Origin of the sequence: Brucella pecoris (genome assembly GCF_006376675.1) — a bacterium.
GTDB classification, from domain to species: domain Bacteria; phylum Pseudomonadota; class Alphaproteobacteria; order Rhizobiales; family Rhizobiaceae; genus Brucella; species Brucella pecoris.
The window spans coordinates 310,000-330,678 of the sequence record NZ_VEWK01000004.1; the positions used below are offsets into that span (position 1 = coordinate 310,000).

The following is a 20,679-nucleotide window of genomic DNA, read 5'->3' on the forward strand; positions in this document are numbered from 1 at the left end:
AACGTGAATATGTCTGAACCTGATCAAAGCCGCCCGGACCGTGTTTCGATCCGGCGGCTTAAGCTTGCCAATTTCCGCAACTATGCAGAATTGTCGCTGCCGCTTGGTCCCGGCCATGTGGTGCTGACCGGTGAAAATGGTTCCGGCAAGACCAATCTGATCGAAGCACTTTCCTTTCTGTCGCCGGGGCGTGGTCTGCGCCGCGCCGCTTATGACGATGTCGCACGCACCAACTCGTTCGACGGCTTTGCCATTCATGCGGCACTCGACTGCATGATCTATGGAGAGGCTGAAATCGGGACCGGTACGGCAGGCGGTGGCGAGGGCGGTCGCAAGGTTCGTATCAACGGTATTGCGGCCTCCGGCGATGATATGCTCGATTACGCGCGCATCCTCTGGGTAGTGCCATCGATGGATGGACTTTTCACCGGAGGCGCTTCTGATCGCCGACGTTTTCTTGATCGCATGGTGCTTGCCATCGATACTGCCCACGGCAAGCGTGTGCTCGATTATGAAAAAGCGATGCGCAGCCGAAACCGGTTGCTGAACGACGGCAATAATGACGACCAATGGCTTGATGCGATTGAAAGCCAGATGGCGGAACTGGGCACGGCTATTGCCGCCGCCCGCGCTGAAGCCATGCGGCTGATCGCGGCCATGATCGAACGGCTGCCTGCCGAGGGGCCTTTTCCAAAAGCCGATTGCTTTCTGGAGGGGACACTGGAGCAGAGAATCAATGTCGAGGCGGCACTTGATCTCGAAGAAGATTTCCGCCGTACCCTGCGCGATGGCCGCACACGTGACCGGGCGGCAGGCCGCACGCTCGATGGCCCGCATCGCACCGATCTGATTGTCCAGCATCGCCCCAAGGCCATGCCCGCCGCGCTCTGTTCCACGGGTGAACAAAAGGCGTTGCTGATCGGTCTGGTGCTTGCCCATGCGCGACTGACGGCAGAGCTTTCCGGCATGGCTCCCATACTCCTGCTCGATGAGATCGCCGCGCATCTCGATACCGGTCGCCGCGCGGCATTATTCGGCATCCTTGATGAACTGGGCGGGCAGGCTTTCATGACTGGCACCGATCGCGCGCTTTTTGAAGCGCTTGAAGGGGAAGCACAATTCTTCAACGTCTCTTCCGGTCATCTCACCAGGCTATCTGACACATAATCCTGATCCAAAAGCCGGTTCCATTTGGGGATCGTGCCGTGAGGCAAAATATCCGCTGACAGCGCCTTGGGAGAGGCATATGTTTAGAGGTATGAATGCACCATCCAGACCATTTTCGTCCGAAGAACTTGAACGCTATGCGCGCCATATCGTGCTGCCGGAAATCGGCGGGCCAGGCCAGCAAAAGCTGAAGGCCGCCCGTGTGCTGATCGTCGGCGCAGGCGGTCTTGGCGCGCCTGTGCTGCAATATCTGGCGGCTGCGGGTGTCGGCACGCTCGGCATCGTCGATGACGATACGGTTTCGCTGTCGAACCTGCAGCGGCAGGTCATTCATGATACGGCAAGCGTCGGCCAGCCAAAGGTGGAAAGCGCGCTTGCCACCATTGCCCGCATCAACCCGCATGTGATGGTCGAGGGGCACCAGCTTCGCCTCGATGCCGACAACGTCGAAGCGTTGATCGGCAATTATGACGTTCTGGTGGATGGTTCGGACAATTTCGCAACGCGCTATACTCTGGCCGATGCTGCCGCGAAAGTTGGGCGCCCATTGGTGACTGGTGCGATGGGCCGTTTCGATGGGACGGTGACTGTCCTGATGCCCTATGCGATTGGTCCAGATGGCGCACAGAATCCGTCTTATCGCGATCTCTTTCCCGAAGCGCCGCCGCCTGGAACGGTGCCAACCTGTGCGGAAGCCGGTGTGCTTGGCGTCTTGCCAGGTGTGATCGGCAGCCTGCAGGCGATGGAAGTCATCAAGCTCATCACCGGCATCGGTGAACCGCTGGTTGGTCGTTTGCTGCTCTATAATGCGCTTAATGTCCGTTTTGAGACCATTCGCTACAAGGCGCGCAAACCCAAATGACAGCTCTGCGGGTTGAAGCGATTGGCGAGAATTTCCGGCAATGGGAGGAACTACTTCACCTCATCCGCGACAGCTTCGCCTATATGGACGGCGTGATCGATCCGCCTTCATCAGCAATTCTGTTGACGGTGGAAAATCTGAGGCAGAAGGCGCAGGAGGAAACCGGTTTTGCCGCATTCATTGGCAATGAACTGATAGGCTGTGTCTTCATACGGGAAAAGACCGACGGCTTTTATCTCGGCAAGCTTGCCGTCGTACCCGCCTTTGAAGGAAGAGGTATCGGGCGGTTGCTGATACAAAAGGCGGAAGATGTTGCGATTGCAAAAGGCAAGCCATCGATTGAGTTGCAGGTGCGCATCGAGCTTACGCGCAACAGGGCGGTATTTGAAAAACTCGGTTACAGCAAGATCGCCGAGACCGCGCATCCGGGCTATAGTCGCCCCACATCCATAACCATGCGCAAGGAGATCACGCGTGGCACTGACATTAACCCATGAAGAGCGGTCTATAGCCGCCGGGGAACGAGGAGAAGGCGCCGCGATGGCCATGCGCATCGTGGCCGATACGGCGAGATTGATGGGCGCGCCGCGTCTCATTCCGATTGCATCCGCGCATATTGATGGTGCGCTTTATCACGGCGACAGTGGAACGCTTTTTGCTGAAAAGCTGGTCGAGGGTGGTGCAACGGTCAAGGTGCGTTCGACGCTCAATGTCGGTTCCATCGATCTGACGGGCTGCTCGCGCAATCTTTTGCCGGCTCACGAGGCCGACATGGCCAAGCGCATGATGCGCGCTTATATCAAACTCGCCTGTGAGCCGACCTGGACCTGTGCGCCCTATCAGGCCGGGCACAGGCCTGCAAAGGGCACCGATGTCGCCTGGGGCGAATCCAATGCGGTCGTGTTCTGTAATTCGGTTCTCGGTGCGCGGACCAACCGCTATGGCGACTTTCTCGATATCGCCTGCGCCATTGCAGGCTGCGCGCCCGATTACGGCCTTCATCGCAACGAAAACCGTCGCGCTACGGTGGTGATCGATATTTCGGCACTCGATCCGGCGTTCCTGTCTTCGGAGGTTGCCTGGCCTATTCTCGGCAATCTGTTTGGTCGCAGCGTGGGCACGAATATCGGTGTCGTTGCGGGTAGTCCTGTTCATCCCGCTGAGGACGATCTGAAGGCTTTCGGCGCGGCATCCGCATCGGTTGGCGCTGTCGGTCTGTTTCACGTCGCAGGCGTGACGCCGGAAGCTCCCGACCTCGAAACGGCCTTGCAGCATCAGAAGCCGGAAGGTGTCATCCGCGTCACGCGAGGCATGATCGAGGCGACGCGCAAGCGGCTTTCGACGGTCGAGCGGGTGGATCATATCGACGCTGTTGCCATTGGCAGTCCGCATCTTTCGATAATGGAATTCGACCGTCTGGAGCGCGCGATAGCGGAACGCAAGCTGGCAGTGCCGCTTTATGCTTGTACGGGCCGTCATGCGCTGGTCGAACTGGAGAAAGACGGACGCAGGCAGGCGCTTGAAAAAGCAGGCGTCGTCATTGTTGCCGATACATGCGTGGTCGTAACGCCTATTTTGCCGCTCAAGGATGATGCGGTTCTGATGACCAATTCCGGCAAGTTCGCCCATTATGCACCCGGCAATACCGGCTATGGCGTGCTTTACGGTTCGCTGGAAGAATGCGTGGAAAGTGCTGTCGCTGGCAGACCGGTTTTCGGGAGGCAGGCAGCATGAGCATTGGGAAAAGTTCCGTACTCGTTGCAGGCAGGGGCGCAAATGCGGACGCGCTGGTTCTTTCCGCTCCAATCAGCTTCTGGGGTGGTGTCGATCCAAAGAGCGGGCGCATTGCCGATGTGCGTCACCCGGAGCATGGATTGAGCATTGCCGGGCGTGTGCTGTGCCTGCCCGGAACCATCGGGTCGTCATCAGCCGCTGCCGTGCTTCTAGAGCTGGTCCACAGCGGTCATGCCCCTGCAGCCATTGTCTTGCATGAGCCGGATGCGATCCTGCTCCTTGGTCTCATCGTGGCCCGTGAAATGGGGCATGACGTGCCTATCGCCGTTGAACTCGACCGTGAAGTGCAAAAGCAACTCGCCGGCCATCGGGTGATGGTCGGCGAGGATGGAGCGATTGGGATCACTGCTTAGAGCATGTCTCCCGAAAGTGGAAACCGGTTTCGGGAGAAAGACATGCGTAAAAACAAACAGATAGAGCATTTCCAATGATTCAATCGAAACAGGAAATGCTCTAGAGAGCGAAGGTTTCTGACCAAATCGATTGATGTTCTCGACCCCGCCTTGTGCCCTCACCACGCTTCCCCCCTCATCCTGAGCCTGTCGAAGGACGAGGGTAGGCGTTGTGCGTTTTCCCTCGTCCTTCGAGACGCCTCCTTTCGACAAGCTCAGGAGGGCTCCTCAGGATGAGGGAAAAGAGGCTGCATGCGCGGCTCTAATATTGTGTGTTGCGGTCGACGATGTGTTCCAGCGTCCCGTCGCGCTCAAAAGCTTCGATCTGGCGGATAATCTGCGGCACAAGGGCGGTCGCGGATGAGCTTGCCGCTGCATGGGGGGTGATGGTCACCCGCGGATGATCCCAGAGGGGACTGTTGGTCGGTAGCGGTTCCTGCGTGAACACGTCGAGCGAAGCTGCCGAAAGAAGCCCGCGATCAAGCGCGGCCAGAATATCCGCTTCGTTCTGCAGACCGCCGCGTCCGGCATTGATCAGCACCGGCGCACCGAGCGGTCCGTCGCTCTTCAGTTGCGCGAACATCGACATGGAGAGGATGCCCTTTGTGTCGGGCGTCAGCGGCAGCAGGCAGACGAATATGTCGGCCGTCTTGAGGAATTTCCCGAAGCCGTCCTTGCCATGATAGGTCTGCACGCCCTCAATCTCCTGCGGGCGACGGCTCCAGCCGGTTATGTTGAAGCCGAGCACCTTCAGCTTTTCCGCTGCATCGCGGCCCAGCACGCCGAGGCCCATAATGCCGACCGTCACCTCATGTGCGGCAGGCTGGCGGCGGTCTTCATGCCAGACATGATTCTGCTGCTGCTTGCGATAGCGCTGCCCGAGGCGGTGATGGTCCAGCACCTGCCAGACGACATATTCCGTCATGCGCATGGTGAGATCGTCGGAGATGATGCGCACCAGTGGCACATCGGGAATCCGGTCATCGCGGAAGACATGATCGACGCCTGCGCCCAGCGAGAAGATAACCTTCAGATTGGGCAGGTTCTCAAGCGAACCCGGCTTCTGCTTCCATACGAGCGCATATTTGACGGAGGGGTCGTTTTCCGTGCGATCCGTCACCACCGGACGATCCGGCGCGTGATCCCGAAACGTCTTCAGCCAGATTTCCGGATCCCAGTCGGTGATCGCCAGAAGGATATTGCCTTTATCGTTGTTCGTCATTGTTGTACTCCTCCCTCGGTCGCTTCCATATGGAAAGCAGCCGCCATCAACGCCTTGGTATAGTCGGTCTGCGGATGGGCGAAGACATCCTTCGCCGCACCATATTCGACCGCCTTGCCGTTGCGCATCACCAGCACATCATTGGCCAGTGCCCGCACCACTTTCAGATCGTGGCTTATGAAAAGATAGGCGAGATCATGCTTCTTCTGCAATGCGCGTAATAGATCGACTACTTGCGCCTGCACGCTCATGTCGAGCGCGGAGGTCGGTTCGTCCAGCATGACGAATTTCGGGTTCAGCACCATGGCGCGTGCAATGGCTATGCGCTGGCGCTGGCCGCCGGAAAATTCGTGCGGATAGCGGAAGCGGGTTTCCGGATCGAGATTGACCTCGTTGAGCGCGGCAACGACGCGCGCATCGCGATCGTCTGCCGACAGTTTCGGCTCATGCACCAGCAGCCCTTCGGCGATGATGTCCGCGATGGTCATGCGGGGCGAGAGCGAGCCGAACGGGTCCTGAAACACGATCTGCATCTCACGTCGAAGCGGGCGCATGTCTTTGAAGCTGAACTTGGCGATGTCGCGCCCGTCGAACCGGATCTCGCCTTTGGATGAAATCATGCGCGAAAGTGCCAGGCCAAGCGTCGTCTTGCCGGAACCCGATTCGCCGACGACGCCGAGCGTCTGCCCGGCGCGTAAGTTTACGTCAATGCCGTCCACCGCCTTCACATGGTCGACGGTTTTCCGCATGAACCCCTTCTTGATCGGGAACCAGACGCGAATGTCCTTGCCTTCCATCACCGTTTTTGCTGCCGGATCGGCTGCGGGCGGTTCGCCCTTCGGTTCGGCTGCAAGCAGGTGCTTGGTGTAAGGATGCTGCGGGTTTTCGAAAATCTCTTTGGTCGGGCCAGCCTCGACGATCTTGCCCTTGCTCATCACGCAGACCTTGTCGGCTATCTTGCGCACAATGCCGAGATCATGGGTGATGAAGAGCATCGACATGCCCTGCGCGGCTTTCAACTCGGCGAGCAGCTTCAGGATTTGCGCCTGCACGGTGACGTCTAGCGCTGTGGTCGGCTCGTCGGCAATCAGCAGTTTTGGTTTGTTGGCAAGCGCCATGGCGATCATGACGCGCTGGCGCTGTCCACCGGAAAGCTGGTGGGGGAAAGCTGACAGGCGCTTTTCCGGGTCGCGAATGCCGACTTCATTCAGAAGTTCCAGCGTTCGTGTCCGCGCTGCCTCAACGCCCATCCCCTGATGCATTTTCAGGATTTCGCCGATCTGCCGCTCCACACTGTGCAGCGGATTGAGCGATGTCATGGGCTCCTGAAAGATCATCGTGATGTCGTTGCCGCGCACACGGCGCAGCTCCGGTTCCGAGGCCTTCATCAAATCCTTGCCGTTGAAAAGAACTTCCCCGGAAGGATGGCTGGCAGACGGATAGGGCAGCAGCTTCAGTATAGAGAGTGCCGAAACCGATTTACCCGATCCCGATTCGCCGACAAGCGCCACCGTTTCACCTTCAGCAATGTCGAAGGAAACGCGATCGACCGAGATGCGTTCCTCACCATTCTGGCGGAATGCGACGGACAGATCGCGGACGGACAGCAGAGCTTCATTCATCGAGCCGCTACTCATTGAAATGCCTTTCGCGGATCGAAGGCGTCGCGTGTTGCCTCACCGATGAAGATCAGAAGCGACAGCATCAGCGAGATGACCACGAAGCCGGTAATGCCGAGCCACGGTGCCTGCAGGTTGTTCTTGCCCTGGGCGAGAAGTTCGCCAAGCGAAGCCGAGCCGGGCGGCAGGCCGAAACCGAGGAAGTCGAGCGAGGTGAGCGTGGTGATAGAGCCGTTCAGGATGAAGGGCAGGAAAGTCAGCGTCGCGACCATGGCATTGGGCAACAGATGCCGCCACATAATCGTGCCGTTCTTCACGCCGAGCGCGCGCGCCGCATTCACATATTCGAAGTTTCGGGCGCGCAGGAATTCAGCGCGGACGACGCCGACGAACGCCACCCATGAGAACAAAAGCATGATGCCCAGAAGCACCCAGAAGCCCGGCGGTAATATCGCCGCGATGATCAGCAACAGGTAGAGAACCGGGATCGAGGACCAGATTTCGATGACGCGCTGGAAGATCAGATCGACCCAGCCGCCGAAATAGCCCTGAACCGCTCCTGCCGTCACGCCGATGATGGCCGAGAAGAAGGTGAGGATCAGGCCGAACAGTACCGAAATGCGGAAGCCGTAGAGTGCACGTGCAAAGACATCGCGTGCCTGATCGTCGGTGCCGAGCAGATTGAAATTGCCGAAGCGGCAATTGGAATCGCTCACGCCCTGCGGATAACGCTGGCAACGTTCCTCCGCCGAATAAAGCCAGAACGGTTTTGATGGTGCTGCTTCCGGTATCTCGTTGTTGACCGTGTTGTAGGAATAGCGGACCGGTGGCCAGATGGCCCAGCCATTATTGGCGATCTCTTCCTGTATCACCGGGTCGCGATAATCGGTGACGGCATAAAAACCGCCGAATTTCTCTTCCGGGTAATCGACAAAAACCGGCATCAGCAACTCGCCCTTGTAGGAAACGAGTATGGGCCGGTCATTTGCGATGAATTCGGCGCAAAGTGCCGCGACGAGCAGAAACAGGAAAATCCACAGCGACCAGTAACCGCGCTTGTTGGCCTTGAAGTTCTGCCAGCGGCGCTTGTTGAGCGGCGACAGAAACGGACGTTTTACGGGCTTTATGGCGGGGGCGAGGGTGGTGTCGGTCATCACACGTCCCTCCGGTCGAAGTCGATGCGCGGATCGATCCACGTATAGGTGAGATCGGACAGGAGGCCGACCAGAAGGCCGATCAGCGAGAAGATGAAGAGATTGGCGAAGACCACGGGATAATCGCGGTTGATGACCGACTGGTAGCCAAGGAGGCCAAGCCCGTCGAGGGAGAAGATGGTCTCGATCAGAAGCGAACCGGTGAAGAAGGCCGATATGAAAGCGCCAGGAAAACCGGCGATCACAATCAGCATCGCATTGCGGAAGACGTGACGATAGAGAACCTGATTCTCGGTCAGCCCCTTGGCGCGGGCGGTCGTCACATATTGCTTGCGGATTTCTTCCAGAAACGAATTCTTGGTCAGCAGCGTTGTTGTGGCAAAGGCGGAAAGAACGAGTGCTGTGACCGGCAGCACCATATGCCACAGATAGTCGCCGATCTTGCCCCAGAACGACATCTGCGCGAAATCGGGCGAGGTGAGGCCACGCAACGGGAACCAGTCGAGAAACGATCCACCTGCGAACAGCACGATCAGCAGGATCGCGAACAGGAAGCTCGGAATGGCGTAACCGACGATGATGACGGCGCTGGTCCATGTATCGAAGCGGGTGCCTTCCTTGATCGCCTTACGAATGCCGAGCGGAATCGAGATCAGATAGGATAGGAAAGTCAGCCACAGGCCGAGCGAGATCGAAACCGGCATTTTTTCCTTGATGAGGTCGATCACGCTGATGTCGCGGAAATAGCTGCGTCCGAAATCGAAGCGCATATAGTTCCACAACATCTGGCCGAACCGTTCCAGCGGCGGCTTGTCGAAGCCGAACTGCTTTTCCAGATCGGCGATGAATTGCGGGTCCAACCCTTGCGCGCCGCGATATTTGGAATTGACCGAGCCGCTGTCGACAGCACTTTGGCCGAAATCGCCGCCACCGCCGGACAGGCGGTCGAGAGCGTCGCCGCCCTGGCCGGAAAGCTGCGCGATCACGCGCTCAACCGGACCGCCGGGGGCGAACTGAACCACAGCGAAGGAAATAGCCATGATGCCGAGAATCGTCGGGATCATCAGGAGCAGACGGCGGAGAATGTAAGCGCCCATCAGCTCGGCTTTCTCTTCGTGTCTGATCCAAAAGCCGCCATGCCGGGCTGCAAATGACAATTTCTGTGCTTCCGGTGCTCACGTACCTTTAAGTACGCTGCGCTCCGGTTCTCGAAATCACCATTTTCGCCGCAGCCTGGCGTTTTTTGATTCAGACACTTGGGACTCAGCAACAGCTCTTGCCTCTTTTATTCACGATAATGATTTGATCCACCACAGCGTCTCGACGGGAAAGCCGTAATCGGGCTTCGGCTCCTTGAAACCGAACCGGTCCCAATAGGCCGCAAGATGATTCGCTGTCGTCCAATTTGGAATCCAGTCGCGCCGGATACGCAAGTACCGATCGAGCACCCGCATTGTGGCGACGAGTTCTTCGCGTGTTGAAACCTTGCCGATATCCGCAATCAGCGCATCGATCAACGGGTCCTCCGTGCCGGGAAGATTATAGCTGCCTGGCACCTTGGCCGATTCGGAGCCGAACATGCCGGCAAGTGATTCCTGTGTCGGTGTCGGGCTGAACTGCAGCGCCATACCCACCATGTCGAACTGGAAATCCTGCATCCGCGCCTGATACTGACTCGCATCCACCAGACGCTGGCTCGCATCAATGCCTATGGCCCGCAATTTCTGAATGAACGGATTATAGACGCGGGTGAAGCCTTCGGAGTTACTCAGAATCTCCAGTGCGAATTTCGATCCGTCCTTGTCGTGAAACTGGCCGTTCTTGCGCTCGAAACCTGAAGCCTCCAGCAGTTTGATGGCCTCCGCAAACTGCGCGCGGTCACGGCCTGTCCCATCCGATACCGGCATGAGCACAGCTTCGCGGAAAACCGCGTCCGGCAGTTTTCCGCGATAGCGTTCAAGCACTTTCAGCTCATCGGGCGTCGGCAGACCACTCGCCTGAAAGTCGGACCCGTTGAAGCAGGATTGTGAACGGGCATAGACATTGTAGAAGAGATGCTCGTTGGTCCATTCGAAGTCGAAGCAGAGCGCGATTGCTTCGCGCACGCGCGGATCGCGAAACCGTTCGCGGCGCTGGTTCAGCGCCCAAGCCTGCATCAGCGGGCGCTTTTCTTTTGGAAAGGTGCGCTTGATGACTTTTCCCTGCTGGATGGCTGGGAAATCATAGGCCGTCGCCCAGTTCTTGGAGACGCTTTCCTCGCGGTAATCGATGCTGCCTTTCTTGAAGGCTTCGAATTGCGGCTGGCGGTCGCGGAAGAACTCGATGCGGATGCGGTCGAAATGGTTGAAGCCCTTCTGCACCGGCAGGTCTTTCGCCCAATAATCCTCGACACGGTCATATTCGATGAACTGACCGGCGGCGAAGTTCCCGACCTTGTAGGCGCCGGAACCCAGTACCGGCTCCATAGTTGTCGCTTCGAAATCGCGATCCTTGAACCAGCTTTCCGACAGGATCGGTACAATCACGGCGTCGAGAATGGCGTTCGGTCCGCGCCCCTCAACGAAACGCATACGCACTTCTTGGCTGCCGGTTACCTCCACCTTTTCCACTCCGGCCAGCGACTGGCGTAAGGTCGGGTGGCCTTTCTGTTTGATGGTCGTGTAGGTGAACAGCACGTCTTTCGCCTCGATCGGCGAGCCGTCGTGAAAACGCGCTTCCTTGCGAAGCTTGAAGGTGCAACTGCGGCGGTCTTTGGAAAGCGTCGCACTTTCCGCAATGAGGCCATAGACAGAATCCGGCTCATCCAGCGCCGAAGCCATCAGCGTATCAAAGGTCAGTTCCATGCGCGGCGGCGCATCACCCTTGAAGGTGAAGCTGTTGAGCGTGTTGAACGTATCGGTATTCTGGTTCCAGACCCAGCTCGACGGGGCGAAGTTGAACGTGCCGCCTTTCGGCGCGTCGGGGCTGGCATAGTCGAAATGCGGAAAATCGGGACCGTATTTCAGGTCACCGAAAGCCGAAAGCCCGTGCAGCGCCTTGCCCGTCGGGATATCGGCAAAGGCCTTCGGCGGCAGGAAAGCCGCTATGGCGGCACTTCCCGAAAGCCCCAGAAAATAGCGGCGGTTCATGCGAAGGATCGTCATTCCCGTTCGGCCCTCATTCACTGCCGGTCTTGAGCTTGGCTTCCTTCGCAGGGTCTATCCACCAGGAGAACGGGTCAATCCCAAGATAGTCGGGCTGCTTTTCAGGCATTCCGAATTTATTCCAGTAAGCCACGTTGATGTGGTCGGAATACCATTGCGGAATGACGTAATAGTTCCACAAGAGCGCCCGGTCGAGCGCATGGGTCGAGGCGACCAGCTCGTCACGATCCTTGGCATAGATGACACGGTCTACCAGCTTGTCGATGGCCGGGTTCTTGATACCGGCATAGTTGCGGCTGCCTTTGAAATCGGCAGCCTTGGAACCCCACATATCGCGCTGTTCATTGCCCGGCGAACTGCTCTGCGGAATGACGGAGGTGACCACATCATAGTCGAAATCGTTGACGCGGGCCTGATACTGCGCGGCGTCCACGATGCGGACCGTGGCGTTGATGCCGATCTTGCGCAGGCTTGCCGCGAACGGATTGTAAATGCGCTCGTCTGTCGGGTCCTTGCCGAGAAATTCGATGGTGAACGGATTGCCCTTGGCATCGACCAGCTTGTTGCCCTGCAGTGTCCAGCCTGCTTCCGAGAAAAGTTTCAGCGCGGTGCGCAGATTTTCGCGGGTGGCCTGCGGCGTGTCATAGACCGGTAGTTTGAACTCCTTGGTCAGCGCGTCGGCAGGAAGCGAATCCTTCACCGTCTCCAGAATGGCCTGTTCTTCGGGCGTCGGCGGGCCGCTCAGTTCCAGTTCATTGCCTGCGAAATAGCTGTTGATCCGCTTGTACTGGTTGAAGAACAGCAGACGGTTCATCGATTCGAAATCGAAGGCGTAGGTCAGCGCCTGACGCACCTTCGGGTCCTTGAACTTGTCGCGGCGCGTGTTCAGGAAATAGCCCTGCATGCGTCCGGCGGCATGGAAGGGAAACGAAGCCTTCACGACATCGCCACGCTGCACGGCGGGGAAATTATACTGTTCGGCCCAGCGCTGGGCGCGGTTTTCGTTGCGATAATCGTATTGGCCGCCCTTCTTGAAGGCTTCCCAGGTCGCGTCCTCGTTGAAATAATATTCGTAAGCGATGCGGTCGAAATTATTGCGTCCGACGTTTACGCCCAAATCCTTGCCCCAATAATCATCGACGCGCGCCCAGGTGATGGAGCGTCCGGGCGTCATGCTGTCGATCTTGTAGGCGGAAGAACCGAGCGGGATTTCAAGCGTCGGGCGGGTGATGTCGCGCTGCTTGCCCTGTGCATCCTTGCCCTCCCACCAGTGCTTGGGCAGAACGGCAAGCTGCCCCAGAATCTGCGGCAATTCGCGGTTGCCCTTTTGGCTGAAGGTGAATTTCACCTCATGTTCGCCGGTTTTTTCCGCCTTCTCCACGTCGCCATAATATTTGTTGTACATCGGCGACTGTTTCTTCAGCACATCGAACGACCAGATCACGTCATCGACGGAGATCGGCTGGCCGTCATGCCATTTCGCATCGGGATTGAGCTTGAATTTAACCCAGGAGAAATCGTCGGGATATTGCAGGGCTTCGGCAATGAGCGGGTATTGGGTCGATCCCTGATCGAGCGAATCCGTCATCAGCGTATCGTAAAGCATCCCGCCGCCGAAATCGGAAAGACCAGCGGCAGCAACGCCTTGCACCACGAACGGGTTGAGACTGTCGAAGGTGCCGACAGCGACCATGTTCAGCGTGCCGCCTTTCGGCGCATCGGGGTTCACATAGTCATAATGTTTGAAATCGGCTGGATATTTGGGCTCGCCAAGCAGGCTGGAGGAATATCGCCATTGGGGTTCCGTGTCATTCGCTCGCCCCATTGAAACCGTGCTCGCAAGCATGGCCACTGCGAACGCACCCGCCCAAAAAGCTTTCATCCAGCCTCTCCGTTTCTGTTTCGGATATATTCGGATGAAGTCTTATGGGTTTTTGCGGAGGAAGAAAGGCATGCGGGCAAGAAAATTCATGAGGGCAAGAAAAAAGCCCGGTGAACCGGGCTTTGATCGTGTTTCTATCTTGTTGGCCTAGTTGGCGGGTGCTGGTTCCGCTGGCTTCTGTTCGCCGCCAGCCGGTGCGCCTTCTGCTGGCTTCGCATCGCCGCCTGCTGCGGGTGCCGCATCAGCGGTTGGCAGCGGAGCCGGATTGTCGGACAGCGTGCGCAGATAAGCGATCAGATCGGCACGCTCATTGTCCTTCTTGTCGCCGGCAAAGCCCATGGCCGTGCCCTTGATGAAGCCCTTCGGCGAGGTCAGGAATTTGTTGAGATGTTCAAAATCCCACTTGTTGCCGCCAGCGCCGAATTCCTTCATGGCAGCCGAATAGCCGAAACCTTCAACGGAGGCAGCCGGACGGTTCACGACATCCCACAGATGCGGACCGACCTTGTTAGCGCCACCCTTTTCACCGGTATGGCATGCAGCGCAACGCTTGAAGACGGTTTCACCGCGTGCCGGATCGGCAGACTGCAGCAACGTTGCAATGGAAACTTCTTCCTTGGCCGGCGCAGCTCCCCCTTCACCGGTCGAGGCTTCCGCCGCTTCGATGATAAAGCCCGGCTTTTCAGGCGCAGGCGAGTGAAACAGCGAATCGGACAGGATGCCTGTCGTCATGACAACGAAAACCGTTGCCAGAAAAGCCATGATAAACTTGTTAGTCCGGGTTGAATTCATCGCCGGTCAGCGCTCCCTCTACCAAAACGCTCTCCCCGAGAACGCTCTCCTAGCCGGCATGCAAACCTTTAATAAAGGTCACAATTCTCTCCCCGGCATCGGGCGGAAACTAGGTCTTTTACCAGGGCGATGCAACACCTATAAGGGTGACTAGACCCGTGACTTTTTGACACTTTTGATGCATTTCCAGCATTGGCAAAGCGGGTTACAAGACGTCCGCGACCTATCGATCTCAAGAGGCGATGATGCTTCAGACATTAAAGACACTCACTCTTATCCCGGCGCGAATGGCGTCTACGCGGCTGCCGAACAAGCCGCTCGCCGATATTTGCGGCAAGCCGATGATCGTTCATGTGGCCGATCGTGCAGCGGCTGCAAAGCTGGGCAGGACCGTGGTCGCAACCGACAGCGAAGAGATTTTTTCAGTTGTTACCGCGCATGGCCATGAAGCCATCATGACGCGCGAGGATCATGAATCCGGTTCCGACCGAATCTATGAAGCACTGATGAAGGTCGATCCGGCAGGTGAGGTCGATGCCGTGGTGAACGTTCAGGGCGACCTGCCGACCATCGATCCCGATATCATCCGTCGTGCGCTTCTGCCGCTCGAAGACGGGCCTGCCGACATTGCGACGCTTGGCGTTGAAATCGAGGAGGAATCGGAAAAGACCAATCCGAGCGTGGTGAAGATCGTCGGTTCCCCGCTTGCAGGCAACAGCCGCCTGCGCGCGCTTTATTTCACCCGCGCGACAGCGCCTTATGGCGAGGGTCCGCTCTATCACCATATCGGCCTTTACGCCTATCGTCGCTCAGCACTTGAGCGCTTTGTGAAGCTTGGGCCGTCGCCCTTGGAAAAGCGCGAAAAACTCGAACAATTGCGGGCTCTCGAAGCCGGAATGCGCATCGATGTGGAGCTTGTGAAGACGGTGCCGCTTGGCGTCGACACACAGGCCGATCTTGACCGGGCGCGCCTTCTTGTCGCAAAGGGTATCTAACGGGCCACCAATGAGTGGCATTTAAGAAAGCATGGTACGATGAAAACCAACAGGATTTCCTTTCAGGGTGAAGCGGGCGCAAATTCCGATACGGCGTGCCGCAACATGTTTCCCGATATGGAGCCTTTGCCGTGCCCGACTTTTGAGGATGCCTTCAACGCGGTTGAAACCGGTGCCGCCGATCTGGCCATGATCCCGATCGAGAACACGCTGGCCGGTCGCGTCGCCGATATTCATTATCTGCTGCCGCTGGCCGAGATGCATATCATCGGCGAATATTTCCTGCCGATCCATTTTCAGTTGATGGTGCTTCCGGGCGTCAAGCGCGAGGAAATCAGGACCGTTCACAGCCATATCCATGCGCTCGGCCAATGCCGCAACGTCATCCGTCAGAACGGCTGGAAGGGCGTCATTGCAGGCGATACGGCGGGAGCCGCGCGTCTCGTCGCCGATATGAAGGATCGCTCCATGGCGGCATTGGCGCCAAGCCTTGCTGCCGATCTCTATGGTCTCGATATTCTGGAAGAAAATGTCGAGGATGCGGAAGACAATGTGACCCGCTTCGTGGTCCTGTCCAAAAACAAGCAGTGGGCGCCGCGTCCCGAAAATGGCGAACGCATCGTGACGACTTTTGTTTTCCGTGTGCGCAACGTTCCGGCTGCGCTTTACAAAGCGCTGGGTGGCTTTGCCACCAATGGCGTCAACATGACGAAGCTCGAAAGCTATCAGATCGGCGGGCGTTTCATCGCCACGCAGTTCTATGCCGATGTCGAAGGGCATCCCGAAGACGCCAATCTGCAGCTTGCGCTGGAAGAATTGCGCTTCTTCACCAAGGAAGTGCGCATTCTCGGCGTCTATCAGGGTAGCGATATTCGCGGCACGCAGCTACTCGCCGCAGAATAATCGATGTTGTGATATTCGGGGTCTAGCGGCCTGCAAATGGTGCTCTTCTGCGCTTCCGGTGCTCATGTACTTTTAAGTACACTGCGCTCCGGTTCTCGAAGATCAGCATTTTCGGCTCGCCATAACCCGAATCTCAGTCAACATCGCCCTGCGTCGTAGGCCCAGGCCTTTATCAGATGGGTTGCGATGGCGCCGGATGGCGGCACCCGCAACCCGTTTTCATGTGTGCCTTCCAGCATGGTTCGCACTTCGGCCTTCGAGAACCAGCGACCGTCTTCCAGCTCCGAGCGGTCGATGGTGAAGTCGTCGCTCAGAACCTCCGCATGGCAGCCGATCATCAGCGAATAGGGAAACGGCCAGGGCTGGCTCGCATGATAGGCGACGCGACCGATTGCCAGTTTCATTTCCTCGAAGCTTTCGCGGCGCACAGCAGCCTCGATCGTTTCGCCATGCTCGATGAAGCCTGCGAGACAGGAATAGGAGCCGGGCGCGAAATGGGGCCCGCGTGCCAGAATGCATTTTTCGCCGCGCACCGGCAGCATGATTGCGACCGGATCGGTGCGCGGGAAATGTTCGGCACCGCAGTTCGGGCATTGCCGCTTGGCACCACCGGCACGCATGTCGGTTTTCGTGCCGCAACGTCCACAGAAACGGTGATTGGCATGCCATGCGGTGAGTGCGGCGGCTTGCGCCAGCGCGCCGAGCATATCGGCGGATACCAGCCCTTCCGTATAGATGCTGCGATAATCCTGCAGGCGGAAAGGCGGTTCCATCGTCTCGGGGTCGAGCGGTGTCGTCAACGCGACAAGCGGCACGCCGTCCTGAAGTCCGAGCAGAATGGGTTCATTGAGATCGGGCGCAAACTCCTTTGTCTCGCCGAGGCGGAACAAGGCGCGCGGCGCTTTCTCATCGGTATAGTCGAGAAGAAGCCTGTTGCCGCCCAGCAGCATGATTCGCGTTTCGGGAAGTTCCAGCGCCGTGAAGGCAGAATCGTCCTGCCGCTTTTCGGATTGGCGGTCGATTCGATTGCCGGAAAATCCGACAGATCGGCTCGGTTCGATTTCCGGCAGGTTATAGAGACGGAAAGCCATGATGCTCTCTGGAAAGGATTGGGGGAAACAGAGCGCATCCGGAAAAGATGCGCGTGAAAACAAACTAAAGCGCCGTGCGAATGTCGGCGATCAGTTGGTGGGCGTCTTTTTCGTCATAGGCTTCGCGGGTACCAAAACCCCACACAGGGCCGGGCCAGCCCGCATCGTCCTCATTGCGGGCGATCACATGCAGGTGGAGCTGCCGGACGATATTGCCGAGCGCACCTGTGTTGATCTTCTGGCACGCTGTCGCTGTCTTGAGCGCCTGCGCCACAATGCCGGTCTCGAAGGTCAGCATGGTCTGGTCGAGCGGGGTCATGTCGTGAATTTCGGTGAGACCAGGACGGCGCGGCACCAGGATCAGCCATGGCCAGCGCCTGTCATTCATCAGCCGAAGCTCGCACAGGCCGAGCTTGGCGACAGAAAAAGTGTCGGCATGAAGCCGTTTGTCGAGTTCGAATTGTTCCATAGGCCGACATTTACCAGTTTTTTTCGTCCAGCGCTTGCTTTTTGCGTGGCGCCCACCTTGCTTTTTGCTTCACAATTGACGATATGCAAGCCGGGAGGTTGGTGGTGGACGAGCCACTCGCCAACCGGGTCAGGTCCGGAAGGAAGCAGCCCTAACGAGCCACGGCACGGGTCATCGTGCCAGCCTCCCACCCTTTCTCACGACGCCGACGACTGTTGATGGGTTGCCTCTTTGGTTGACGCCGCTCATGCGTCCGGTCCAAACTGGCGACTGAGAAAAAAGCGGAACAGGAAGAACGGAAGGGCAGCTCATGGACACAAAATCCGCTGATGGCGCCTATCGCGTTCTCGCCCGCAAATATCGCCCCCAGAATTTCAACGACCTGATCGGCCAGGAGCCGATGGTTCGCACGCTCAAGAACGCGTTCGAGACGGGCCGCATTGCGCAGGCCTGGATGCTCACCGGCGTTCGCGGGGTCGGCAAGACCACCACGGCGCGCATTCTGGCGCGCGCGCTCAATTACAAGACCGATACGATCGACCAGCCGACTATCGATCTTTCCGTGCAGGGTGAAAACTGCCAGGCGATCATGGAAGGCCGTCATGTCGATGTGATCGAGATGGACGCCGCTTCGCATACCGGCATCGACGATATCCGCGAGATCATCGAGCAGGTGCGCTACCGCCCGGTTTCTGCGCGTTATAAAGTCTATATCATCGACGAAGTGCACATGCTCTCCAATCAGGCTTTCAACGGCCTGTTGAAGACGCTGGAAGAGCCGCCGCCGCACGTCAAGTTCATCTTTGCCACCACCGAAATCCGAAAAGTTCCGATTACGGTCCTGTCGCGCTGTCAGCGCTTCGACCTGCGCCGCATCGAATCGGGCACGCTGGCGCAACATCTGCGTCGCATCGCGGAAGCGGAACAGATCGCGGTGGATGACACGTCGCTCGCCATGATCGCACGCGCAGGCGAAGGCTCGGCACGCGATTCGCTGTCGATCTTCGATCAGGCCATTGCGCATGGTGCGGGCACCGTCACCGCGGAAGCCGTGCGCTCCATGCTGGGCCTTGCCGACCGCGCCCGTATCATCGACCTGTTCGAAATGCTGATGCGCGGCGATGTAGCCGGTGCACTGACAGAATTTCGTGCGCAATATGATGTCGGTGCCGACCCATCGGTCGTGCTGACCGATCTTGCCGATTTCAACCATCTGGTGACACGCCTGCGCTTCACGCCCGACGTGGCAGAAGACGTGTCGCTGTCGGAAGATGAGCGTGTGCGCGGTCGGGAATTCGCGCAGAAACTTTCTGTCCGTGGGCTGTCGCGCACCTGGCAGATGTTGCTCAAGGGCATTGTGGAAGTCGATACGGCGACCAGACCGGTTCAGGCTGCAGAAATGCTGTTGATCCGGCTTGCCCATGCCGCCGATCTGCCGACGCTGGATGAAGCGATTCGCGGTCTCGATAATGGCTCCGTTTCGGCACCGCGTCCGCAGCCGGGCAATCCGCGGCCGAATGGCGGTGGTGGTCAGCCTGAAGCGCGCTTTGCCACCGATGCGGTTGGTTCGTCTTCGATGGCTCCTGTCTCCGGTGGACCGGCCACGGCCATGCGTATCGTGGAAACGCCGCCGCAGCCGGTTCAGCCATCTGCCGCGCCGCAGCCAATCGTCGAGAATACGCCGCAGCCTTCGGTGCCGGTCAACAGCTTGCATGATGTCGTCGCATTGGCCGACAAACATCGCGATATGCAGTTCAAGATCCTGGTCAAAAGCTGCGTGCGGCTCGCATCCATTGCACCTGGACGGCTGGAAATCGGACTTACCGACGATGCGCCGAAATCGCTGCCAAGCGACATTTCGCAACGCCTCCTGAACTGGACCGGTATTCGCTGGGTGGTGACCGTTGCGCGTGACGTGGCGGGGCAGACCATTTCTGAGGCGGAAACCGAGCGTCGCGACAATCTGGTGACCGATGCCCGTGCCGATCCCGATGTTGCCGCTATTCTCGCGGCCTTTCCGGGCGCGAAAATCACCGACGTGCGCATTGCCGTGTCGGAACAGAATGACGACGAGGACATCGACCTCGACGCCGTGGTGGAAACACCAGACGCCCCGTCTGAAGACGACTGATTTACGGAATGATGGAGTGAACCCATGCGTGACATGATGGGCATGATGAAGCAGGCGAAGGAATTGCAGGCCAAGATGAAGGCCATGCAGGATGAAATCGCCACTATGGAAGCCTCGGCCTCTTCGGGCGGCGGTCTCGTGACGATCACGCTTTCCGGCAAGGGCACCTTGTCGGCACTGAAGATCGACCCGTCGCTGATGAAGGAAGAAGAGGTGGAAATCCTCGAAGACCTTATCATCGCGGCGCATAACGACGCCAAGGCGAAGCTCGAAGCGGCCATGGCCGAGAAGACGCAGTCGCTCACCGCCGGTCTGCCGATCCCTCCGGGGTTTAAGTTACCGTTTTAAGTGAGTAGGGCAGTAAGGCATTAGGGCAGTATGTTTTTCTGCCCGAAACGCTGCTGCCTCCGCTTTCCCTATTGCCTTACTGCCCTATTGCCGTATTGCCTTAAAAGATGTCCAAACGAATAGCCGGTCCTGAAATCGAACGTCTCATCCAGCTTCTGGCCCGCGTGCCGGGGCTTGGACCGCGTTCGGCCCGTCGTGCGGCTCTGCACCTTATCAAGAAGAAGGAAGCGCTTCTGGTGCCGCTTGGTGGCGCCATGCAGGAGGCTGCCGAAAAGGTGCGCATCTGTTCGTGCTGCGGCAATGTCGATACGTCCGATCCATGCACGATCTGCACCGATGATCGCCGCGATCCCGCCACCCTCATCGTGGTGGAGGATGTTTCCGATCTTTGGGCACTGGAACGGGCTGGCACGATGAATGTGCGCTATCACGTTCTCGGCGGTCGCCTGTCGCCGCTCGATGGCATCGGTCCGGACGATCTCAACATCAAGGGCCTGGTGGAACGGGTGGCCAGCGGTGAGATCAAGGAAGTGATTCTCGCGGTCAACGCCACCGTCGAAGGCCAGACCACGGCGCATTACATCACCGACCAGCTATCGAGCTTCGACATACGCGTCACGCGGCTCGCCCATGGAGTTCCGGTCGGCGGCGAACTCGACTATCTGGATGAAGGCACGCTTGCTGCTGCGTTACGGGCAAGAACAACCCTTTAGGT

General features: G+C 58.2%; 19 protein-coding genes and 1 other RNA gene. 11 read left to right on the plus strand and 9 right to left on the minus strand.

Translation table 11 applies throughout. From position 1 onward, the window contains the following. The first annotated feature begins 9 nt into the window (after window positions 1-9). From recF to FIB18_RS10490, 5 genes are all read left to right on the plus strand, one after another. A complete protein-coding gene (gene recF, locus FIB18_RS10470) occupies window positions 10-1,167 on the plus strand; it encodes a DNA replication/repair protein RecF (RefSeq protein WP_140020645.1) in 1,158 nt (385 codons plus the stop codon). Window positions 1,168-1,246: 79 nt separating this feature from the next. Beyond that, window positions 1,247-2,029 carry a molybdopterin-synthase adenylyltransferase MoeB gene (locus tag FIB18_RS10475; RefSeq protein WP_174977411.1) on the plus strand — a complete coding sequence of 261 codons (783 nt, stop codon included), beginning with the start codon at window positions 1,247-1,249 and terminating at the stop codon, window positions 2,027-2,029. Continuing rightward, the gene (locus FIB18_RS10480; RefSeq protein WP_140020646.1) at window positions 2,026-2,526 is read left to right on the plus strand and encodes a GNAT family N-acetyltransferase; all 501 of its coding nucleotides are present in this window, start codon (window positions 2,026-2,028) and stop codon (window positions 2,524-2,526) included. The genes FIB18_RS10475 and FIB18_RS10480 overlap by 4 nt, the downstream gene beginning before the upstream one ends. After that, a complete protein-coding gene (locus tag FIB18_RS10485; RefSeq protein WP_174977412.1) occupies window positions 2,504-3,763 on the plus strand; it encodes an aconitase X in 1,260 nt (419 codons plus the stop codon). Before FIB18_RS10480 ends, FIB18_RS10485 begins: the two co-directional genes overlap by 23 nt. Further along, window positions 3,760-4,176: an aconitase X swivel domain-containing protein gene (locus FIB18_RS10490; RefSeq protein WP_140020647.1), complete on the plus strand. Its 417-nt coding sequence runs from the start codon at window positions 3,760-3,762 to the stop codon at window positions 4,174-4,176. The genes FIB18_RS10485 and FIB18_RS10490 overlap by 4 nt, the downstream gene beginning before the upstream one ends. A 301-nt stretch (window positions 4,177-4,477) precedes the next feature. On the opposite strand, the gene FIB18_RS10495 is transcribed toward FIB18_RS10490, so the two are convergent. The 7 genes from FIB18_RS10495 to FIB18_RS10525 all read right to left on the minus strand — a co-directional run bounded on the left by FIB18_RS10495 (window position 4,478) and on the right by FIB18_RS10525 (window position 14,027). Beyond that, window positions 4,478-5,437, minus strand: a complete 960-nt coding sequence (locus FIB18_RS10495) for a 2-hydroxyacid dehydrogenase (protein WP_140020648.1) — start codon at window positions 5,435-5,437, stop codon at window positions 4,478-4,480. After that, window positions 5,434-7,059, minus strand: coding sequence for an ABC transporter ATP-binding protein (locus tag FIB18_RS10500; protein WP_140020649.1), 1,626 nt, complete (start codon window positions 7,057-7,059; stop codon window positions 5,434-5,436). Before FIB18_RS10500 ends, FIB18_RS10495 begins: the two co-directional genes overlap by 4 nt. 11 nt (window positions 7,060-7,070) lie before the next feature. Next, window positions 7,071-8,210: an ABC transporter permease gene (locus FIB18_RS10505; protein WP_140020650.1), complete on the minus strand. Its 1,140-nt coding sequence runs from the start codon at window positions 8,208-8,210 to the stop codon at window positions 7,071-7,073. Beyond that, on the minus strand, window positions 8,210-9,307 hold the full coding sequence (locus FIB18_RS10510) for a microcin C ABC transporter permease YejB (RefSeq protein ID WP_140020772.1): 1,098 nt from the start codon (window positions 9,305-9,307) through the stop codon (window positions 8,210-8,212). Before FIB18_RS10510 ends, FIB18_RS10505 begins: the two co-directional genes overlap by 1 nt. A 192-nt stretch (window positions 9,308-9,499) precedes the next feature. Beyond that, window positions 9,500-11,353, minus strand: coding sequence for an extracellular solute-binding protein (locus tag FIB18_RS10515; protein ID WP_140020651.1), 1,854 nt, complete (start codon window positions 11,351-11,353; stop codon window positions 9,500-9,502). 13 nt (window positions 11,354-11,366) lie between these two features. Next, complete coding sequence (locus tag FIB18_RS10520; RefSeq protein WP_140020652.1) at window positions 11,367-13,235, minus strand: extracellular solute-binding protein; 1,869 nt, start codon at window positions 13,233-13,235, stop codon at window positions 11,367-11,369. Between the two features lie 147 nt (window positions 13,236-13,382). Beyond that, the gene (locus FIB18_RS10525) at window positions 13,383-14,027 is read right to left on the minus strand and encodes a c-type cytochrome (protein WP_140020653.1); all 645 of its coding nucleotides are present in this window, start codon (window positions 14,025-14,027) and stop codon (window positions 13,383-13,385) included. Between the two features lie 245 nt (window positions 14,028-14,272). On the opposite strand from FIB18_RS10525, the gene FIB18_RS10530 reads away from it, so the two are divergent. Together FIB18_RS10530 and FIB18_RS10535 are read left to right on the plus strand one after the other, a co-directional pair. Continuing rightward, window positions 14,273-15,022, plus strand: a complete 750-nt coding sequence (locus FIB18_RS10530) for a 3-deoxy-manno-octulosonate cytidylyltransferase (protein ID WP_140020654.1) — start codon at window positions 14,273-14,275, stop codon at window positions 15,020-15,022. A 39-nt stretch (window positions 15,023-15,061) separates the two neighbouring features. Next, on the plus strand, window positions 15,062-15,925 hold the full coding sequence (locus FIB18_RS10535) for a prephenate dehydratase (RefSeq protein ID WP_140020655.1): 864 nt from the start codon (window positions 15,062-15,064) through the stop codon (window positions 15,923-15,925). A 137-nt stretch (window positions 15,926-16,062) separates the two neighbouring features. Here the strand turns inward: FIB18_RS10535 and nudC are convergent, their stop codons facing one another. Together nudC and FIB18_RS10545 are read right to left on the minus strand one after the other, a co-directional pair. After that, window positions 16,063-17,016: an NAD(+) diphosphatase gene (nudC, locus tag FIB18_RS10540; RefSeq protein ID WP_140020656.1), complete on the minus strand. Its 954-nt coding sequence runs from the start codon at window positions 17,014-17,016 to the stop codon at window positions 16,063-16,065. 64 nt (window positions 17,017-17,080) lie between these two features. Beyond that, window positions 17,081-17,485 carry an HIT domain-containing protein gene (locus FIB18_RS10545; protein ID WP_140020657.1) on the minus strand — a complete coding sequence of 135 codons (405 nt, stop codon included), beginning with the start codon at window positions 17,483-17,485 and terminating at the stop codon, window positions 17,081-17,083. Window positions 17,486-17,578: 93 nt separating this feature from the next. Between FIB18_RS10545 and ffs the strand changes: the two genes are divergently transcribed. The 4 genes from ffs (at window position 17,579) to recR (ending at window position 20,677) form a co-directional block, all read left to right on the plus strand. Beyond that, window positions 17,579-17,676, plus strand: an RNA gene (ffs, locus tag FIB18_RS10550) — signal recognition particle sRNA small type. Window positions 17,677-17,795: 119 nt separating this feature from the next. Then, on the plus strand, window positions 17,796-19,616 hold the full coding sequence (locus tag FIB18_RS10555; protein ID WP_140020658.1) for a DNA polymerase III subunit gamma/tau: 1,821 nt from the start codon (window positions 17,796-17,798) through the stop codon (window positions 19,614-19,616). A 24-nt stretch (window positions 19,617-19,640) separates the two neighbouring features. Beyond that, complete coding sequence (locus tag FIB18_RS10560) at window positions 19,641-19,964, plus strand: YbaB/EbfC family nucleoid-associated protein (RefSeq protein WP_010657829.1); 324 nt, start codon at window positions 19,641-19,643, stop codon at window positions 19,962-19,964. Between the two features lie 107 nt (window positions 19,965-20,071). Continuing rightward, a complete protein-coding gene (gene recR / locus FIB18_RS10565) occupies window positions 20,072-20,677 on the plus strand; it encodes a recombination mediator RecR (protein WP_140020659.1) in 606 nt (201 codons plus the stop codon). Window positions 20,678-20,679: the final 2 nt, after the last annotated feature.

Coding starts and splice junctions, on each gene's coding strand:
- recF (WP_140020645.1), top strand. CDS start 10: ATGTCTGAACCTGATCAAAGCCGCCCGGACCGTGTTTCGATCCGGCGG.
- FIB18_RS10475 (WP_174977411.1), top strand. CDS start 1,247: ATGTTTAGAGGTATGAATGCACCATCCAGACCATTTTCGTCCGAAGAA.
- FIB18_RS10480 (WP_140020646.1), top strand. CDS start 2,026: ATGACAGCTCTGCGGGTTGAAGCGATTGGCGAGAATTTCCGGCAATGG.
- FIB18_RS10490 (WP_140020647.1), top strand. CDS start 3,760: ATGAGCATTGGGAAAAGTTCCGTACTCGTTGCAGGCAGGGGCGCAAAT.
- FIB18_RS10495 (WP_140020648.1), bottom strand. CDS start 5,437: ATGACGAACAACGATAAAGGCAATATCCTTCTGGCGATCACCGACTGG.
- FIB18_RS10500 (WP_140020649.1), bottom strand. CDS start 7,059: ATGAATGAAGCTCTGCTGTCCGTCCGCGATCTGTCCGTCGCATTCCGC.
- FIB18_RS10505 (WP_140020650.1), bottom strand. CDS start 8,210: ATGACCGACACCACCCTCGCCCCCGCCATAAAGCCCGTAAAACGTCCG.
- FIB18_RS10510 (WP_140020772.1), bottom strand. CDS start 9,307: ATGGGCGCTTACATTCTCCGCCGTCTGCTCCTGATGATCCCGACGATT.
- FIB18_RS10515 (WP_140020651.1), bottom strand. CDS start 11,353: ATGACGATCCTTCGCATGAACCGCCGCTATTTTCTGGGGCTTTCGGGA.
- FIB18_RS10520 (WP_140020652.1), bottom strand. CDS start 13,235: ATGAAAGCTTTTTGGGCGGGTGCGTTCGCAGTGGCCATGCTTGCGAGC.
- FIB18_RS10525 (WP_140020653.1), bottom strand. CDS start 14,027: ATGAATTCAACCCGGACTAACAAGTTTATCATGGCTTTTCTGGCAACG.
- FIB18_RS10530 (WP_140020654.1), top strand. CDS start 14,273: ATGCTTCAGACATTAAAGACACTCACTCTTATCCCGGCGCGAATGGCG.
- FIB18_RS10535 (WP_140020655.1), top strand. CDS start 15,062: ATGAAAACCAACAGGATTTCCTTTCAGGGTGAAGCGGGCGCAAATTCC.
- nudC (WP_140020656.1), bottom strand. CDS start 17,016: ATGGCTTTCCGTCTCTATAACCTGCCGGAAATCGAACCGAGCCGATCT.
- FIB18_RS10545 (WP_140020657.1), bottom strand. CDS start 17,485: ATGGAACAATTCGAACTCGACAAACGGCTTCATGCCGACACTTTTTCT.
- FIB18_RS10555 (WP_140020658.1), top strand. CDS start 17,796: ATGGACACAAAATCCGCTGATGGCGCCTATCGCGTTCTCGCCCGCAAA.
- FIB18_RS10560 (WP_010657829.1), top strand. CDS start 19,641: ATGCGTGACATGATGGGCATGATGAAGCAGGCGAAGGAATTGCAGGCC.
- recR (WP_140020659.1), top strand. CDS start 20,072: ATGTCCAAACGAATAGCCGGTCCTGAAATCGAACGTCTCATCCAGCTT.